The organism is Brassicibacter mesophilus, from assembly GCF_050433385.1.
Taxonomy (GTDB): domain Bacteria; phylum Bacillota; class Clostridia; order Tissierellales; family Proteiniboraceae; genus Brassicibacter; species Brassicibacter mesophilus.
This window is the reverse complement of the sequence record NZ_JBNPXI010000003.1, coordinates 352,353-369,651: the sequence shown is the minus strand read 5'-3', so window position 1 is coordinate 369,651 and position 17,299 is coordinate 352,353. Positions and strand designations below refer to the sequence as shown.

The window sequence follows — 17,299 nt, the reverse complement described above, 5'->3', positions numbered from 1 at the left end:
CTTTACATTCTACTGTAGTTCTATTAAAAGCAAAAGAAAGTTAAGAAGTTCTGACTATTTACTCAGCTTTACATTCTACTGTAGTTCTATTAAAAGCAAAAGAAAGTTAAGAAGTTCTGACTATTTACTCAGCTTTACATTCTACTGTAGTTCTATTAAAAGTTTCTATATCATTGTATTCAAAATTACCTATCATACCTTTACATTCTACTGTAGTTCTATTAAAAGTGAAGATTTAAAGCTAAATGTTAAGGCTGTAAGAGCCTTTACATTCTACTGTAGTTCTATTAAAAGCTATGCCATCCCTTAAAACATTCATCACTCAACCTCCCTTTACATTCTACTGTAGTTCTATTAAAAGGGTTAAAAAATTAATTGATAAGTTAAATGAAATTATGCTTTACATTCTACTGTAGTTCTATTAAAAGTTCGCCAGTAAGAACCAAGTTGTCTAGTAAATCTTCCTTTACATTCTACTGTAGTTCTATTAAAAGTTCTCTTGCTTCTAGCATCTCTTGCCTAAAGTCCTCCTTTACATTCTACTGTAGTTCTATTAAAAGTGGAAACACTTTCTTAGAAAAATAAAAAGTATTGATCTTTACATTCTACTGTAGTTCTATTAAAAGCAATTCCCCTTTCTACTGTCTACTTCTCCGTAGAAAACTTTACATTCTACTGTAGTTCTATTAAAAGTGCATTAGATAATACGCTCTTAACTTCTTCAGCAATCTTTACATTCTACTGTAGTTCTATTAAAAGCACTTCAAAATAACCTCTGTTTACATATTCCTGCTTCTTTACATTCTACTGTAGTTCTATTAAAAGAGAATTAGAATTTATATTTGATAATTTTGAAACATTACTTTACATTCTACTGTAGTTCTATTAAAAGCCTATCTGCATTTTGCTTGTCATATATCATTACATACTTTACATTCTACTGTAGTTCTATTAAAAGCCTATTCAACTCTTTCTTTTACTTCTGCCCCACACCTCTTTACATTCTACTGTAGTTCTATTAAAAGTTTTTTTGTTTCTACATAAACTTTATCCATCAAATCTCTTTACATTCTACTGTAGTTCTATTAAAAGTAAATCATTAATTCTGTATTCACTTGATATAATAAACTTTACATTCTACTGTAGTTCTATTAAAAGAATATATTAAAGTAGATTTTGCAAACATGTTACAGACTTTACATTCTACTGTAGTTCTATTAAAAGAATCACTTCGATAACTTTACCTCTTGGAGTAATTACCTTTACATTCTACTGTAGTTCTATTAAAAGTAGAAAGTCTATTTCCTTGTCTGCTTATAAATAGAGCCTTTACATTCTACTGTAGTTCTATTAAAAGTATGTTAGCAAAATGTTTGCAAATTGTCTTCTAGGCTTTACATTCTACTGTAGTTCTATTAAAAGTAGCCTTCCACCTTGTATAGCTTTTTTGGCTTCTATCTTTACATTCTACTGTAGTTCTATTAAAAGATATATGTCTTTTTCTTGCTCTGTTGAAAACATAATTTCCTTTACATTCTACTGTAGTTCTATTAAAAGTTTTGAGGTACATCTTCGTCATAGATTGTATAAGCCTTTACATTCTACTGTAGTTCTATTAAAAGAAGAACTAGCAACATCATGTATCATCTGTTTAGTAACTTTACATTCTACTGTAGTTCTATTAAAAGATAGAGACTGTTATTCTTAAATATTTTGCGTTGGACTTTACATTCTACTGTAGTTCTATTAAAAGTGAATTTCTTACAATTCTAGAGCGCTCTGTAGAGTTTCTTTACATTCTACTGTAGTTCTATTAAAAGAGGTCTATATCATCAGTAATAGGCACAACATCAGTACTTTACATTCTACTGTAGTTCTATTAAAAGAAATATCTAATCTATCTGTCTTACAAGCAAGTAAATTCTTTACATTCTACTGTAGTTCTATTAAAAGTATATCACTAACGAAGCCTAATTTTGCAGTTCCTATCTTTACATTCTACTGTAGTTCTATTAAAAGAAGCTATTGAAAAAATAAAGGTATTAAAGAAAAGTCTTTACATTCTACTGTAGTTCTATTAAAAGCTCATCTTTTGTGATGTCTTCAATTTGTTTGAGATACTTTACATTCTACTGTAGTTCTATTAAAAGTAGTGTGTAGTGTAATAGTATTAGAGTTTTATTTTCTTTACATTCTACTGTAGTTCTATTAAAAGGCCATCGAAATGGCTAATTAACTGTGGCGGGAATATGCTTTACATTCTACTGTAGTTCTATTAAAAGGACCAAGAAATCGAAGGTTCGAAACCGATATTAGACTTTACATTCTACTGTAGTTCTATTAAAAGGTTGTAAATGAGAGGTAGGTGATGAAAGGTGCTAGGACTTTACATTCTACTGTAGTTCTATTAAAAGTTTTTGCAACTCAACACGCCGTAGGAGTAGTTGGACTTTACATTCTACTGTAGTTCTATTAAAAGCCTTAGACATTTCTATTATTCTACTGCCTGTCGCTCTTTACATTCTACTGTAGTTCTATTAAAAGGGACATAAGTATCTATACTATTAGTATATATGATTGTCTTTACATTCTACTGTAGTTCTATTAAAAGTATAAATATACAAAGTGTCACTTGAACGCAACATCACTTTACATTCTACTGTAGTTCTATTAAAAGTCGTCTATATAAAAATTTTGTTGAAATTGACTGGACTTTACATTCTACTGTAGTTCTATTAAAAGTGTGAATTGTTTGAATGCAGATAAGGGGGGCTGAATACTTTACATTCTACTGTAGTTCTATTAAAAGTGCAGCTGATGTATTAAAGATAGGTGATGCTACAATCTTTACATTCTACTGTAGTTCTATTAAAAGACAAACAAAACCTATACTCATCTCTGACTTACAAGACTTTACATTCTACTGTAGTTCTATTAAAAGAATAAGAAAACTTGCAAGAGAATCAGAGTTATCTGTCTTTACATTCTACTGTAGTTCTATTAAAAGAAAACTCTTTATTTGGACCTTTCTGTTCCCGCAGATCTTTACATTCTACTGTAGTTCTATTAAAAGGCGTTCCATTTAAACCATTGATAAAACTAGCTTATACTTGATCTTTCTGTCTATCTAGATTTCATTTGTCATTACAAGCTATACTTTTAATTATTATTTAAGATAAAAGCTTTATATTGATGATATATACTAATATTGTCTATCTCCAATGGTTTTTACACTATTATAGGTCGACATACTGATTTCTAAAAAAAATTAGATGTTTTATCATCTATAATTCCTAAAAACTCTTTAGTCAACCATTTTTCATCTCTACTCTTAAATATAATAAGAGAATCTTTGTTATTTCTTATAAATTGATTTAGCTCTTTTTTCAACTTCATTAGATTAAGCTCTGTCAAATTACCTTCAAACACAGACATTTGAATATGTGTTAAATATCTTTTGCATATTTTAAATGTATTTCTCTGTACCTTGGCTCCACCTTCATCCATCATTATATCATACATTAAAACAACGTACATTTAATCACCACCAAATTTTAAATCCACTATAAGCTTTTTCTCCTATAATATCTTTTATAAGCTTATAGCATTCTAATCTAATTAGATATCTATAAGAAACATCTCGTCCTAAGTCTCTGTGAGCTATAGTTTGCTCAAGCCGTCTATCATATTCCATTAGTATCTTCTTTTTACCAGTCTCTTTTAAATATATAAAGTTTGATTCTTTATCAAAATCTTCCTCTGTAATCTGATTTTTATTTAATAATGAAAATATCATTCGTTCTCCAATCAATGGCTTAAATATTTCTGCAATATCCAAGCATAATGAGAATCTTTTTGTTCCAGGCTCGTGTAAAAAACTTACTGTTGGATTTAGCTGAGTTTTATATATTTCAGACAGTACAGTTGTGTATATAAGGCTATTTACAAATGAAAGCAATGAATTAATCATATTATCTGGTGGTCTTTTAACCCGTTTTTCAAAGTTTATATCTTGTTTTACAATACTGTTCCATGTTGAATAATATATTTTCCTTATATTGCCTTCTATACCCATTAGTTCATTTATACTTTCACCAAAATCTAGTCTGTTTATCAAGCTCTGTATTTCTTTCATAGAGGTATCTAATTCAACACCCCTACCGTTATAATATCTTAAATTTCTATATATGTTATACGCAGCTGACTTTAATATTTCTTTAGCAATACTAACTCTTTTTTTAACATCATCATAGCTTTTTACTTGTTTAACTAGTAGATATCCACTTATATTCGTTTCTCTCGGATAAAAGCTCCCACTGTAAAATCCATAATAATTAAATATATGCATAACTATTTTTTGTTGAGATAGAAAGTTAAGCAGCTTTGTATTCATTCCTATCTCTCCAAACAAATATATTTCATCTGTAACCTCAGCTTTTAAATTTTTCTTATCTCCTTCTTTGGTTTTAGCAATTATATTGTTATCTTTTCTTCTCAAATCTCCATCTTTAAAAATATAAAAAGTTTCTCCCATGGTGACCTCCTATATAAAACAAAGTTCATAATAGGCACATTTTTTACATATGTTTTTTTTATTAGTCTTTGGTGGTAATTGTAATAATAATATATCCTCTATTTCACCTAGAATTATCTGTAGCTGCTGTTCATCTTCTATGCCTAGAAACACATCTTCTCTTTTCTTCAAAAGTGGATAATCTAATATACCCTTTTCAATATCTACGCCTTTTTCTTTTAGCAACCATATGTAATATTTTAATTGCCATTTTGAAGCTTCTTCTATTTTTCGTGATTTCTTTACTTCATGTATCACTTTCCAGTCTTTTAAAAAGTCAATATTAATATTTTCATCTATCAATATATTTTTCTTTTCTCTTTTGTAAGATGTCTCATCCAGCAGTTTCCCCATACCTACTAAGTCACTATTTTGTTCCATAGTAAGATCATTGTTAAAAAGCCATAGCTTTCTTTTGCAAACAAAGTAGTAGTAAACCATTACACCTGTTATTTTTTTCATATTATCACTCTACCTTATATAAATTTATCTGAGAAATCTCTTGGCGTAATATTTGGTTTTATATACTGAATTCCTATTTTACTTGAGTAATTACAATTTAATATTGGTATGCTCTCATATTTGCTTATTTCAACTTGATCTACTATATTATTTTTCACTTCTCTATCAGGAACACTTGCTGTAAAATTCATCAAATCACTTCTAGCTCTAATTTTTTTGTTTCTTAACTCTTTTCTTTCTTCTTGTGTCAATACCTGATCATATTGTATAGATAAAACCTGAACATATCTTTTTATTTCTTCAATATTTTCATCATATATATTTTTGGGTATAATTGTTGTGGATTTAATATTTCTAAATCTTTTTTTAGTTTCACTTTTGGACAATTCATAATCCGTTATACTTTTTACATACTTTATGTTATCTACTATATCTTTATAATACTTTGTATCTTTTAGTTGTTCTATTGTATATAAGCTTTTAACTAATTCCATTTTCTGTTTTTCTTCTAGTTTCCCATCTATATTTTTTAATGCTTTTTTAGATAATTTAAAAATATCTTTGTCTATAAAATATCCTACACCATTACAATCTTTTTCTCCTCCATTAAATACATAACAATTGTAGCCTTCTTGATTAAATGGTCTACTCCTATAACATCTACCCATTCTTTGAAATAACCCATTTAAATCAGATAACTCTGTAATAAGTATGTCAAAATCAATATCTAAGGATGCCTCTACCACCTGAGTAGTTACCCATATTCCATCTCCCTTTAAATCTTTATCTCCAATCTTAAGTATTTGTTTTTCTTTTTCTTTACGATCCCTTTTAATAAAATTACTATGAAATAAATTCACATTTTCTATACTGTAATTTTCTTTTAGCTCTTGATAAATTCGTTGTGCTTCTTTTACCGTATTACATATAACTAACACTTTATTTTTATTATATAAATCCACTACATATTTTGTATCTAACTTTTTCTCTATAACCCTCATGCTATGTCTTATTCTATTTTCCTTTGTAAATGTTTTTGATGGAACAAAATCTATTCCTTCTCTTTTTAATAAATCTTCTACTATAGGTGGAAGTGTAGCTGTCAATATTGCAAACTTACCTCCTACTTTATTAACATAAGATAACCCTACTATTAAGTATGCTAGTAAATCAGGGGCATACATTTGTACCTCATCAATTACTATTTTTGAATATGCTAAAGTTGCAAGTTTAGGTTCAAATCCTCTATATCTATATACAAAGTCAAATATTTGATCTAATGTACAAATTGTAAGAGGTAATGATAATTGTTTTGTTTTATTATAGTATTCATCAATCTCTATTTCTTCTAAATTTCTGTTAAAATATTCGCTATATGTATCAGAGTGTAGTAACCCTACTTTATTATCAAAATCCTTTTTTATAATTTTATTTGCCACTCTATCATACATAGCATTAATAGCAGTTTTTAGAGGAAGAGTGAAAAAGCCTTTATGATCTCCTATCCATAATAACCCTGCTTCTGTTTTTCCCATACCAGTCTCAGCTATAGCAATTACATTATTATCTCTATTTTCTATCATGTGCATTTGTAACTTATTCCAATTAGATTTTGGATCATACTCTTTCCATTCTTGTAATAAATTTTCAAGTGAATTGATTAAAAAGTTGTTTTCTTTTTCAACATCAATATATCCGCTAGCAGCATAATCAAGTCTATTTAGTAAACCTTTAATTAAAATATATTCAAAAAATATTTTTTCATTGTTTTGTTGATATATTCTATCATTTTTAATAAAAAATGATTCTTCTATTTCATCTAAAATTACTTGACTATCCAGTTTGTCATATTTGAAGTTTTCAAACTCATTTTTTAATAATTCAATTTCCTCTTCTAATCCTTCATCAGTATAATTTAGTTCCCTCTCATGATGATATCCAATAGAATGAAAAAGAATTTTTATTTTTTCATCTGTATACCCTAACTCTTCTAATTCTTCATAATCTATAAACGCAAGACTTAAAATTCCATGGGGTATTTCATTTTTCCATATTTTCCTCTTTTCAATTTTATCTTGAAACTTTAAATTCATCTTGCCAAGATCATGATAAACACATGCACGGTATAATATATCCCAATCTATATCTAGATTAGGATATATATACTTTAGCTTTTCATAATTTTTTAATAATTTATCTGTATGTTGTTGAATAGTCTCTATGGGATGTGATTTAGCTAAATAATTATTCATTATAAACCTCTCCAGTATCTAATATAGCAAATACAATATTATAATCTTGATCTAAAATAATATCTTTTTTTCTTAATGCAAATAGATTGGTTGCATATATTACTTCTTCCTTTTTCCATTTTCTAAAAATCTTAGGAGATTTCTTATTACCATAATTTATAAGTTCATAATTTTTGTTTAGTTTGTATTTAGTTCCCGACACAGTAATACCTTGAACCTTACTTTTTATTCCGATATTATCAATCAAATTTATTGGAATATATGCACTATAATCACTTATTCCTCTTATTGATTTTTTAAATCCTTCTTTAAATAATAATTCTACTACCTTTACTTCTTCTATAACTACTAAATCTTCTCTTCTTCCTAAAGAAGGATACTCTCTAGGATATAAAAAAGCTTCTTCTATCTCATAAACTAATTCTTGATCTTTAGGAATTATATGAATTAAAAGCTCTACATCTACTAGTAATTCCGATGTAGCAACCCCTCTACTTACACCAAAATTACCTACTTCTAGCTGATGTCTTGTTGCTTCAAATTTCATAGCATTTTTAAATTCATATCTAGTATAAAGATCGTTAACTTTTGAATGATATTTTCCTTGTACACTTATTTCCATTTCTTTATATTCTGTATAACCACAAAGATTATGAACCATTCCAATAACTGTAGAATATGGAGGTAGCGGATAAGTTTCTTTTAATTGAAAACTTGTAGGCTTTTTATAATTCACCATATCCTGCTTTAATTTTAATCTAATTGCCTTCATAATAACCTTTTACCTTTTCTTTTAAATTTGTAAAAAATTCAGGCATAAGTGTAGCATTTAATTTCTCTTTGATCTCTTTGTCATTATCAAATTTTCCTTCAATAAGTCCACAAATTGTATCTTTTTTTATATAATCAAATAAGCCACTCTCTATTTGTTCAACAACTACTTTATTATCTTTTACATCTAAAACATTTTGAAATACAGGATTTTTCACATCATATACTCCACCAATTACAAATAATGGTTTTAGGTCTTCTCTTCTACCTCTAATATCTCTATATAATAACGAAACTGTATCTAATAACTTATTGACTCTTCTTGCTTTTTCATCATTAGATATTTCTATATCATATTCCTCATCTATTCCTATCTGATCTAAATCAATCACTATTGTATATCTATAATATGATCTATGAATTTCAGCTTGAGCTATATTCATATTTTCATTTAATCTATCTGCCAATCCTTTGTTAGTTAAAAAATCTAAATCTCCCTTGAAAGTTTCTAAAGATATAGCATTAGATAACCTTACTTTTGCAGATCTTTTTTTCCCTCCTGTTCCTTTTTCTGTCTTCAAATATCCAAAAAAATCTATCTCAGGATATTTATCTATGGTTGCATCAGCATGAAATTGAATCACCTTTTTATCTCCACTTCCTTCTGCCTTTACAGGAGCTAACTCTTCTCTTAATTGTTCAACAATATTATATCTAATAGCTTGTCTTGAAATATATGTATATTGCTCACCTTTACCTCTAGCAACTTTTTTTAATGAAGCAACATTTCCAACTGATTCCCCATAATTAGCACTTTCTGCTTCAAAAATTATAGATATAGCTAAACCTTTTTCTGATATATTATTTTTCATTATTATCTCCTCCATTTTTATCATTTTGTTCTTTTCCTTCAATAAGTCCAGATACAAATGCATATCCAATGGTTTTCAAATTTTCATTGTTTCTAAGGGCATCTATAAATACATTTGGTACAGTAGTATTTGCATACAAATAACAGTTTAATATCGTATCCATAAACATACCTTCATTATTTGTTTTTAATGCATTAAGTAACCTATATGCTATACCACTTAATTTATCTTGAGCACGTTTCTCTTTATATTTTTTCCTTAAATAATAACCTGAAGCATTAGCAATCTTTATGATATCCTTTTCTTGATTTTCCATATAACCCATTCCCTCCAAGAATATTTGATTAATATTTAATATTTTCAGTACTTGTGAAATACTAAAATGTGAATCTTTTGGAGTAGATAATTTATAGATTAACAATTTATGAATAAGTGTAAATAAATTTTGATTGTTTAGTAGTCTGTCAATAATAAGCTCATAAATATTAAAATAAGTATTGACTTCTTTAAATCCACATTTAATTAAACCATTTAGATTTTTCTGTGACTCTGATATAATTTTTAAAGATTTTTTAGATAATATATTAAACTTGTATTTATTATCTTCATATTTAACAATCTGAATATCTGATAATTCATATTTTACTTTGTCATTAAATTGTTCGTATATAGCATTGACTAGGGCTCTATATGTTCTAGAATTTTTGATTTCACTTTCTTTTAGAATTTCTGCTTTTATTTTATTATTAATGTGAATAGCATTTTCTATATTGGAATTATCATTTATATAAATTCCTTTATCATAAACATAAGTAATTCCAGCAGGTATACACGAATATATTAGTTTGCAAATAGGACAAACTGCTACATCATTATCAAAATTCCAAACATGTGAAGATTTTCTACTTACATCAAATCCTGTCATAGTTAAAAAACTTAAATCATTTTTTAAATCTTTAATTGCTCTGTCACATGAAAAACAACTATATTTAAACTTCGATTTTTCCGACCCTATATATTTTAGAACTGGTTCTATAAAATAATTTCTATAATCTATATATACATCATGCTCTTTAGTTTGTGGATTTAAAAAACAAATCCCATTCCAAGCATTGTTTATAACACTATATATTACTCCTTTTGCTGCTATATACTTTTTCCCATCTTCACTACCACAATAATCAATAATTTCATTTATTATTTTGAAACGATCTTTTACATCATCTATCTTGTCTTCTATTTTATCTTTTTTACTTAATTTGATTTTTGATAACTCTTTATGCAAACCTAATATATTTTTATCATGTTTTATAAAAGGATATACCTTTTTATAATTGTTTCTATTTAAATAATCCTTGACCATTTCAATATATTTGTTTAGTGATTCTAAAGATTGATCATTAAAGTTTTTAAAATCATTGTTCTCATAATTTTTAATTATCTCTTTATAAGATACTATTTTAAACCATGCCGTACTTTCTTTATATTTTTCTATAAAATAATTGAAATATTTTTCTTCAAAATTATTTAACATAGAATGTTCAATTTGTATTCCTTGTTCATAGAACTGTACATCATCTCCTGCATTTTCTAATATGTTGTAAAGCCCTACTATTCCAGCATTAATCATCCAGTCTCCCATTTCAATTTTTATTTGATTATCCACCATTTCACCTCCCCTACACTATATCTACCATCCCGAATCCACTGCCCCTTTTACTTCCTATACCAGCCTTATATAAATAGTCTAAAATATATGGCTGAGATTTTATTTTGATCTTTGCTATGTTAGAAAGTACCTCTATTCCATAGTTCTTTACTTTGACTTCTTTATTGTCATTTGAAATGTTTATTTCTATATCTTTAAAATCATATGTTACTCTTTCTCCAAATACATCTTTTAGCTGATATCTAAGGTTCTCTATAAAAATAGCTCGTCCTTCTTCACTGCTTAGTGAATGGTACCACGTTTTGCCATTATTTCCGTTGTGTTCTCTAACTACAATAGGACTCATAGTTTTAAATATTATTTCATTACTATATATTGTTTTTTCTTTTACTAGATTTATCTTTCCAATCATAATAGTATTGTTCTTTAAAGGGTATCGCTTTCCTTTATTACTTAAAAAAGAGTTATAAAACATAATCCCATCCTCAAAGCTATACGCCGAAAAGTTTAGAATTATTTTTTTACCCGGAATAAGTATTTCTTCTCTTAAAAACTTACATCCACCTAAATATAATGAAAATGTAAAGTCTTTAATCTTATTATTAGTATTCTGATATAGATTTTCATAGTACTCTTCACTATACGAACTAAAGCAATTCTTCAAAAGCGACAATATTATTCTATTCTTATCTTTTGGTATTATTTCATTTTCTAATAACAACTCTACTGAAAATCTCATATTTTCACCTCCCTTCATTTAGAATCTATCATATAATGGTGAATTAAAATGTTTCATTAAAAATATTTATTTCAAGTTCATCTATATAAAGCTATTAATTTATCTACTTCTTCAACTATGTCTTCTTTTAATTTCACTGGTTCTATCACCTCTACATAGCTTCCCATACTCATTACCCAAGATTTTATTTCAGTATAACCTTTCATTTTTGCTTCAAAGAATATAGTCTTACTATCTATTTCTGTAATTTTCTGTTCTTTTGTAATTTGTTTTTCCTTTACTATTTCACTCATTGGATAATGTATCTTTAATTTCAAATATATTGTCTCATCATTATATATTCCAAATGATTTTTCTAATACTTCATCAAAATCAAAATCAAGCTTTACATCAAATTTATTTTTTAATACCTCATATTCTACAATTCTAGATAATTTAAAGAATCTAATATCTTTTGCATTCTCACAGTACCCATAGAAATATGTAGCTCCCTTATAATCAAAAATGCCGTATGGATTTACTATTCTCTCCTTTATTTCTAAGCCATGTGCTTTTAAAGACTTATATTTCATCTTAACTTTTTTATTTTGGTTTATTGCTAGATTAATATCAATCCAGATTCGTTTTTCTTTTTTTACTATTTCATCTGATTCACTTATTGATTTATTGTGGTAATATATGTCATCAATATGAGTTTTTGAGCTAAGTATTTTGCTTGTAAGTATCTCAAATTTTGAACTATAGTGATATTTACCGCTTTTTATCGTTTCCTTAGCCATCTTTAAAGCACTTAATTCATCTTTGGTAAAATCTATTGCATCTAAGCTTCTTTTATTTTCCAAATAATAGCCACCATATCTACCTAATTTTGAACCTATATAAATACCTGCCATTTCTAAATCGTTTTTATATTTTTTCACCATTCTTGGTGTTACTTCTAATTGTTCTGCAATTTCTTCAATTCTCATAATATCTCTTACTTGAAGTAAAAAATACATATTAAGTGCATTTGACACCCTTGACATAAAAATCCTCCTTTTCATCAAAAATCTTACATTTCTATTATAGTTCTTCATATTATTCTATATATTTACATTGTATCATGATTTCTATTTTTTTCTTGATTTTCGCATAAAAAATCCGAGAAACTATCGTCCCTCGGATTTTTATTCTTACTCTACCTTTTCCAACTTTATCCCCGTTTCATGATCATTTAGATCATGTTTTTTGAAGCTTTCATCTGTTACTTTTTCTTTACTTACCTCAAACATTTCGTATCCCATTGCTCTTTCTCATCTATTAAACATGGGATATGAATTCTCCTGCACCTTGATATGAGTAGAAATAGTAAAGTCTGTGCTAAAACTTAACAGTTTTTGATTAAAATATTACATTTCATAAACTATCACATCGGTTTTAAAATCTATATAGCTCCAGTTAGTTTCAGCACCACATGAGCTATTAACGCTGATCCAAGGAAAGTTCCTGCAATAACAAAGATTGTCAAAATCACTAGTTTCCATCCTATTTTAGCAAAGTTTTTCAAATCTTTTCCTAGTGATACACCTGCAAATGCACCTAATGCAGTAGTCGGTGCTAAAAATGCAACTTGAGATGTTAAGTTGATAATTGTATCTTTTATAGGTGAAATAGGAGAAGCTAATATTAATCCTAATAGTGAAACATACATCATAGAAGGTAATTTAACAAAACGACTCATAAGTTTACTTAAAGTTAAGCCCATTAAAGCAATGCCACTTAAAACTCCGATACCAATAATTGAGTTACCTATTGACATACTATATCCTAAAACATTCGTAAGAATAATGATTATTGATATTAACAATAATAGCCCAAGCTGTTGAACAAAATATTTTTTTACCAATTATATCGCCCCCTCTTTTTTCTTTCCAAAGCGTCTTAATTTAGGTTCCAAAATTTTGTATAACTTTTGGGTAAAAGGTAATGCAACAAAGGTGCCTATATAGATACCAGTGATACCTGTCAGCATATCGCTGGCACCGCCCATAACTAGTATTTCTTCAGCAAATTCTGGATAAATTGTTCCCAGTGTACCTGCAGCTGTTGACATCATAGTACCACTACCTACACCAGAAGCCATTCCAAGTGCTAATGGATGGAAAATATTCCATGAGGCAACAACACTTATAAAAAAGCTCATGAAGACCGTTCCAAGTACCGAACCAACAATATATACACCAAAAGTCCCCTTTGTTTCAGGAGCATCTGGTCCAAAAATATCTGTTGTTAAGCCAAGATTAGAATCTCTATTAATAGAATAGCAGGCTCCAATTGATTCTTTTTTAAGTCCTAATAAAAGTGCCAAAGGTAAAGAAATAAGTATAGTTCCTAGATTCCCAAATTCCTGAAGAAGTAAGGCTGGTCCCACTTCTACTAGCTTTGCCAAATTTGCTCCAGCTGAAACACCCATTTTAGCCATAAAAGGTGCTAATGTAACTAAAACAAGACTACCTCCAAGTTTCGATTCTTCCATATTAAACACTTTGAATGAATCAGGACCTAATAAACCTCCAATAATAGTGGCAAATACCATTGGAAGAATCACTATTGTTCCAACACCTATATTAAACTTTAATGTTCCTAAAGAATCAAATATAACTGCAAGTATCAATGCAATTACGTATACTTTTAAATATTTTTTGATAGCGTTTTCTACATTTGGCAAATTGTCTTCCCCCTTAGATTGAATTTTAGAATAAGTGCCTTCTTTTATGAAATCGTTTTTCTAAACAATAAAACTTTTTTCAAACTCACCTCCATTAAAATTAATATAATTTAAACCTATAATATCTTTTGCTTAAATTAATTAAGTCAAAATTTGTAGAAATATTGTGAATTTTGTACTATACACTTATATTACTTTAATAAATTACATGAAAAAAGGACACATGTCCCTTTTATAATTATTTTTTTCTTATATAATTAATTTATAATCTAAATATTTTAAATTTCTTCAAGCAATAGTATGTTCTGTATATTGTAAGACTTATAACTATATTCTAATATAGATTTATTGAGGAGTGTTCTTATGTTAATTCATGAACTTTTAAGTGAAAATCCTGATTTGGAAGAGATTTTAAAAAATATGCCTGAGACAGTTAAAAATAGATGTGTTATAAAAAAATATCCATCAAATAGTATAATACAGAGAAAAGATGATACTTTGACTTCTTTCTCTATAATTTGTGTGGGTGAAGTAAGAATTATAAATGAGTTTGATAATGGAAATCTATATACAATAGAAAAGAATAAAGCTATTGACTTTATTGGAGAAGTTACAGCTCTAGCAGGTGAAGAAAAAACATCTGTTACAATCGAAGCAATAACTGATTGCATAACTATTCAATTATCGTTATTTGACTTTTTTACATGGATAAAATCAGACAATGATTTCCTATTGATGCTTTCAAGGAGAGTTGCAAGCAAATTATACAATTCATCTTATACTAAAGGTGTAGAATTATTTTATCCTGCGATTCATTTAATGCTTAATTTTCTAATTAATTATATAAACAAAGATATAAAAGGTAAAAGTACTATTCTTATTGATATGACCCGTCAACAAATTTCTGAAAAGCTTGGTGCTACCGTAAGAACCGTTAATAGAACAATTAAGCAACTTAAAGATGAAAATCTAATTTCTATTAATAAAGGTAAAATTCAAGTTGATAGTTATCAATATATTGAATTAGTTAAAGCTTTAGAAAATAGGAAATATTTATAACCCTGAGAAGCAGTTGCTTCTCAGGGTTTTTATACCTTCTACTTTAAAGCTAGTGATGAAATTAACATGTAGAGTGCTGAAGTTATTGATATAACCGAAACTATCTTTCGTAATAGGCTTAAATTTATCTTATCTGAGATTCTTGCCCCGAATATAACACCCATAATATGAGCAATCAAACTGCTAATTATTAAAATAGTCATCTCTTCATAGTTCGAATTTATCAGATACCCTAAAGATGATGGTAAAGCTATAAATATTTGATTGAATATACCTACACCAACAGCAACCTTAATGTTCATTCCTAAGATTGTTAGCAGAGGGACAACTAATATAGGTCCACCTGCACCAGTTAAAGAGCATATCGCAGCAGTGATAAAACCAATAATAATTACAGGCAACGGTTTCTGTAAAATTTTAGATATCTCTGGTTCTTTATGTTTCTGATCATCACTATTTTTCCTTAGTAATATGGAAATACCAGACAATAATACAACAATATATAGAACTAGCTTAGCAGTATCTGCTGGTATCAGCATATTTAAACGAACACCCACAATTGCTCCAATGATACTTCCTATACTAATAAGTTTTGCAAATTTCATATTAATATTGCCTAATTTCCAATAGGAATATGTTCCAAATATACCTCCTACTAAAAAAGATATAAAACTTAACGCAAGTGAATTTCTTAAAGGAATATTTAATACACCTACATATATTAAGGGAAGTAAAAAGCCTGCAATTCCTGAAATCCCAATCAAAGTTCCTACTACTAAATTTGATAATACAATAATTAAAATTATATATGCTATTGAAGTCATCTTACATCACCATCCTGTTAAATTCCTGCTCTATTTGTTATATTCTTTAATGCAGATTTACTCATAAACATAATTTTTTCTTCATCTAAGGTTAAAACCTCTCTATTCTTCATAATTAATTTTCCATCAACAATCATGTCTCTAACATCATTACTATTGACAACTTCAACTAAAGTATTAACCATGTTATGAGTAGGCATTATATGAGGTTGATCTATGTCAATAGAAATTAAATCTGCTTGCTTGCCTACCTTCAAGACACCCAAGCAATCCCCATGAAGCATAGCCTTAGCTCCTCCTAAAGTGGAAATTTCTAATAATTTTTTCGCTGGCATTATAACTGGATCGCATATAGGTACTCCTAGGTTTGCATGCATAGCTGATCTAAATACTTTGATTTCATTAAATAAGCTCATACCTGCATGTGCAGTTCCATCTGTCCCAAAGCCCACAGATACTCTTGATTGTAATAACCTTGGAGTTTTGTGAACTCCTTTTCCCAGGTTACTAATTGGACAATGAACAACTTTAACATCATAATTCTTTAAAATATCAATTTCATTTTCAGAAACCAAAATAGTATGTGCACTCAGAAAATTAGGCCCTAAAACACCTAGTGATTCTAAGTATTCTATTGGCCTTTTTTGATAATTTTCAAGGCAGAAATTAATTTCATTTGGATATTCATTCATATGAACATGAATTCCAGTATTAAACTCCTTTGCAGTTTCAAAAGCTTTTACAATCAAACTAGGAGAACAACTTATTAATGTACGAAGAGAAAACCATACTTCTAATCTACCATTCGCAGTGTCATGAAAATCCTTAAAGATTTTAACATTTCTTTCTATTGCTTCTTTTTCTGTAGATATCATATTTTTAGGAAGAGAAACATCATTGTCCATAGTTGAGCATGTGATTGCAGCTCTTAGTCCGGATTCAATAACAGCTTCACCTACTTTGTGCATATACGTACCACCAGCATCTGCAAAAGATGTAGTCCCTGATTTTATCATTTCTAGACAACTTAATTGAGCACTTATTGAAATATCTTCTTCTTTAAGATTACTTTCATATGGAACCATTATGCGCTTCCATATCATTGGATACTCGTCCATAATTCTACCACGTAACAGCTGTTGACAAGTATGAGCATGAGCATCTACCATTCCAGGCATAAACAATTTTCCTTTTCCTTCCACGACTTCTTTCGCATCGTATTTTTCATCTATTGATGCTACCTCATCGATATCTAATATTTTTGAGTCATTTATGACAATTGACTTGTCTTCGATAACTTTATAGTCCTCAGTCAACATCGAACAGTTTCTGATTATTATGTCACTTTTTATTTTATTCATGAAATTTATC

The 17,299-nt window shown here is 28.3% G+C and carries 14 protein-coding genes and 1 CRISPR repeat array; of the genes, 1 reads left to right on the top strand and 13 read right to left on the bottom strand.

The genetic code is table 11. The features are described 5' to 3' along the window. Positions 1–3,073: a CRISPR direct-repeat array (repeat unit 30 nt; unit sequence CTTTACATTCTACTGTAGTTCTATTAAAAG). A gap of 185 nt (positions 3,074–3,258) precedes the next feature. The 11 genes from cas2 to HNR33_RS06610 form a co-directional block, all read right to left on the bottom strand. Next, complete coding sequence (gene cas2, locus HNR33_RS06660) at positions 3,259–3,537, bottom strand: CRISPR-associated endonuclease Cas2 (RefSeq protein WP_429081489.1); 279 nt, start codon at positions 3,535–3,537, stop codon at positions 3,259–3,261. Between the two features lie 4 nt (positions 3,538–3,541). Further along, the gene (cas1b, locus tag HNR33_RS06655; RefSeq protein ID WP_429081488.1) at positions 3,542–4,534 is read right to left on the bottom strand and encodes a type I-B CRISPR-associated endonuclease Cas1b; all 993 of its coding nucleotides are present in this window, start codon (positions 4,532–4,534) and stop codon (positions 3,542–3,544) included. 9 nt (positions 4,535–4,543) lie between these two features. Next, positions 4,544–5,035, bottom strand: a complete 492-nt coding sequence (cas4, locus tag HNR33_RS06650; RefSeq protein ID WP_429081486.1) for a CRISPR-associated protein Cas4 — start codon at positions 5,033–5,035, stop codon at positions 4,544–4,546. Between the two features lie 14 nt (positions 5,036–5,049). Continuing rightward, positions 5,050–7,287, bottom strand: a complete 2,238-nt coding sequence (gene cas3, locus HNR33_RS06645) for a CRISPR-associated helicase Cas3' (protein WP_429081483.1) — start codon at positions 7,285–7,287, stop codon at positions 5,050–5,052. Then, positions 7,280–8,059, bottom strand: a complete 780-nt coding sequence (cas5b, locus tag HNR33_RS06640) for a type I-B CRISPR-associated protein Cas5b (RefSeq protein WP_429081481.1) — start codon at positions 8,057–8,059, stop codon at positions 7,280–7,282. Before cas5b ends, cas3 begins: the two co-directional genes overlap by 8 nt. Further along, the gene (gene cas7i, locus HNR33_RS06635; protein ID WP_429081478.1) at positions 8,046–8,930 is read right to left on the bottom strand and encodes a type I-B CRISPR-associated protein Cas7/Cst2/DevR; all 885 of its coding nucleotides are present in this window, start codon (positions 8,928–8,930) and stop codon (positions 8,046–8,048) included. The genes cas5b and cas7i overlap by 14 nt, the downstream gene beginning before the upstream one ends. Further along, the gene (gene cas8a1 / locus HNR33_RS06630; RefSeq protein ID WP_429081475.1) at positions 8,920–10,599 is read right to left on the bottom strand and encodes a type I-B CRISPR-associated protein Cas8b1/Cst1; all 1,680 of its coding nucleotides are present in this window, start codon (positions 10,597–10,599) and stop codon (positions 8,920–8,922) included. The genes cas7i and cas8a1 overlap by 11 nt, the downstream gene beginning before the upstream one ends. Before the next feature lie 10 nt (positions 10,600–10,609). Next, the gene (gene cas6 / locus HNR33_RS06625; RefSeq protein ID WP_429081473.1) at positions 10,610–11,338 is read right to left on the bottom strand and encodes a CRISPR-associated endoribonuclease Cas6; all 729 of its coding nucleotides are present in this window, start codon (positions 11,336–11,338) and stop codon (positions 10,610–10,612) included. 77 nt (positions 11,339–11,415) lie between these two features. Continuing rightward, positions 11,416–12,363 (bottom strand): helix-turn-helix transcriptional regulator, encoded by a 948-nt coding sequence (locus HNR33_RS06620; protein WP_429081470.1) that lies wholly within the window; start codon positions 12,361–12,363, stop codon positions 11,416–11,418. 398 nt (positions 12,364–12,761) lie between these two features. Next, positions 12,762–13,223, bottom strand: coding sequence for a DUF340 domain-containing protein (locus tag HNR33_RS06615; protein ID WP_429081467.1), 462 nt, complete (start codon positions 13,221–13,223; stop codon positions 12,762–12,764). Further along, the gene (locus HNR33_RS06610; RefSeq protein WP_429081465.1) at positions 13,224–14,045 is read right to left on the bottom strand and encodes a DUF3100 domain-containing protein; all 822 of its coding nucleotides are present in this window, start codon (positions 14,043–14,045) and stop codon (positions 13,224–13,226) included. It abuts the gene before it with no gap. 363 nt (positions 14,046–14,408) lie between these two features. Between HNR33_RS06610 and HNR33_RS06605 the strand changes: the two genes are divergently transcribed. Continuing rightward, positions 14,409–15,104, top strand: a complete 696-nt coding sequence (locus tag HNR33_RS06605; protein WP_429081462.1) for a Crp/Fnr family transcriptional regulator — start codon at positions 14,409–14,411, stop codon at positions 15,102–15,104. Between the two features lie 38 nt (positions 15,105–15,142). Here HNR33_RS06605 and HNR33_RS06600 read toward each other — a convergent pair whose 3' ends face one another. After that, a complete protein-coding gene (locus HNR33_RS06600) occupies positions 15,143–15,928 on the bottom strand; it encodes a sulfite exporter TauE/SafE family protein (protein ID WP_429081461.1) in 786 nt (261 codons plus the stop codon). Between the two features lie 17 nt (positions 15,929–15,945). After that, complete coding sequence (locus HNR33_RS06595) at positions 15,946–17,289, bottom strand: amidohydrolase family protein (RefSeq protein WP_429081458.1); 1,344 nt, start codon at positions 17,287–17,289, stop codon at positions 15,946–15,948. Between the last annotated feature and the right edge of the window lie 10 nt (positions 17,290–17,299).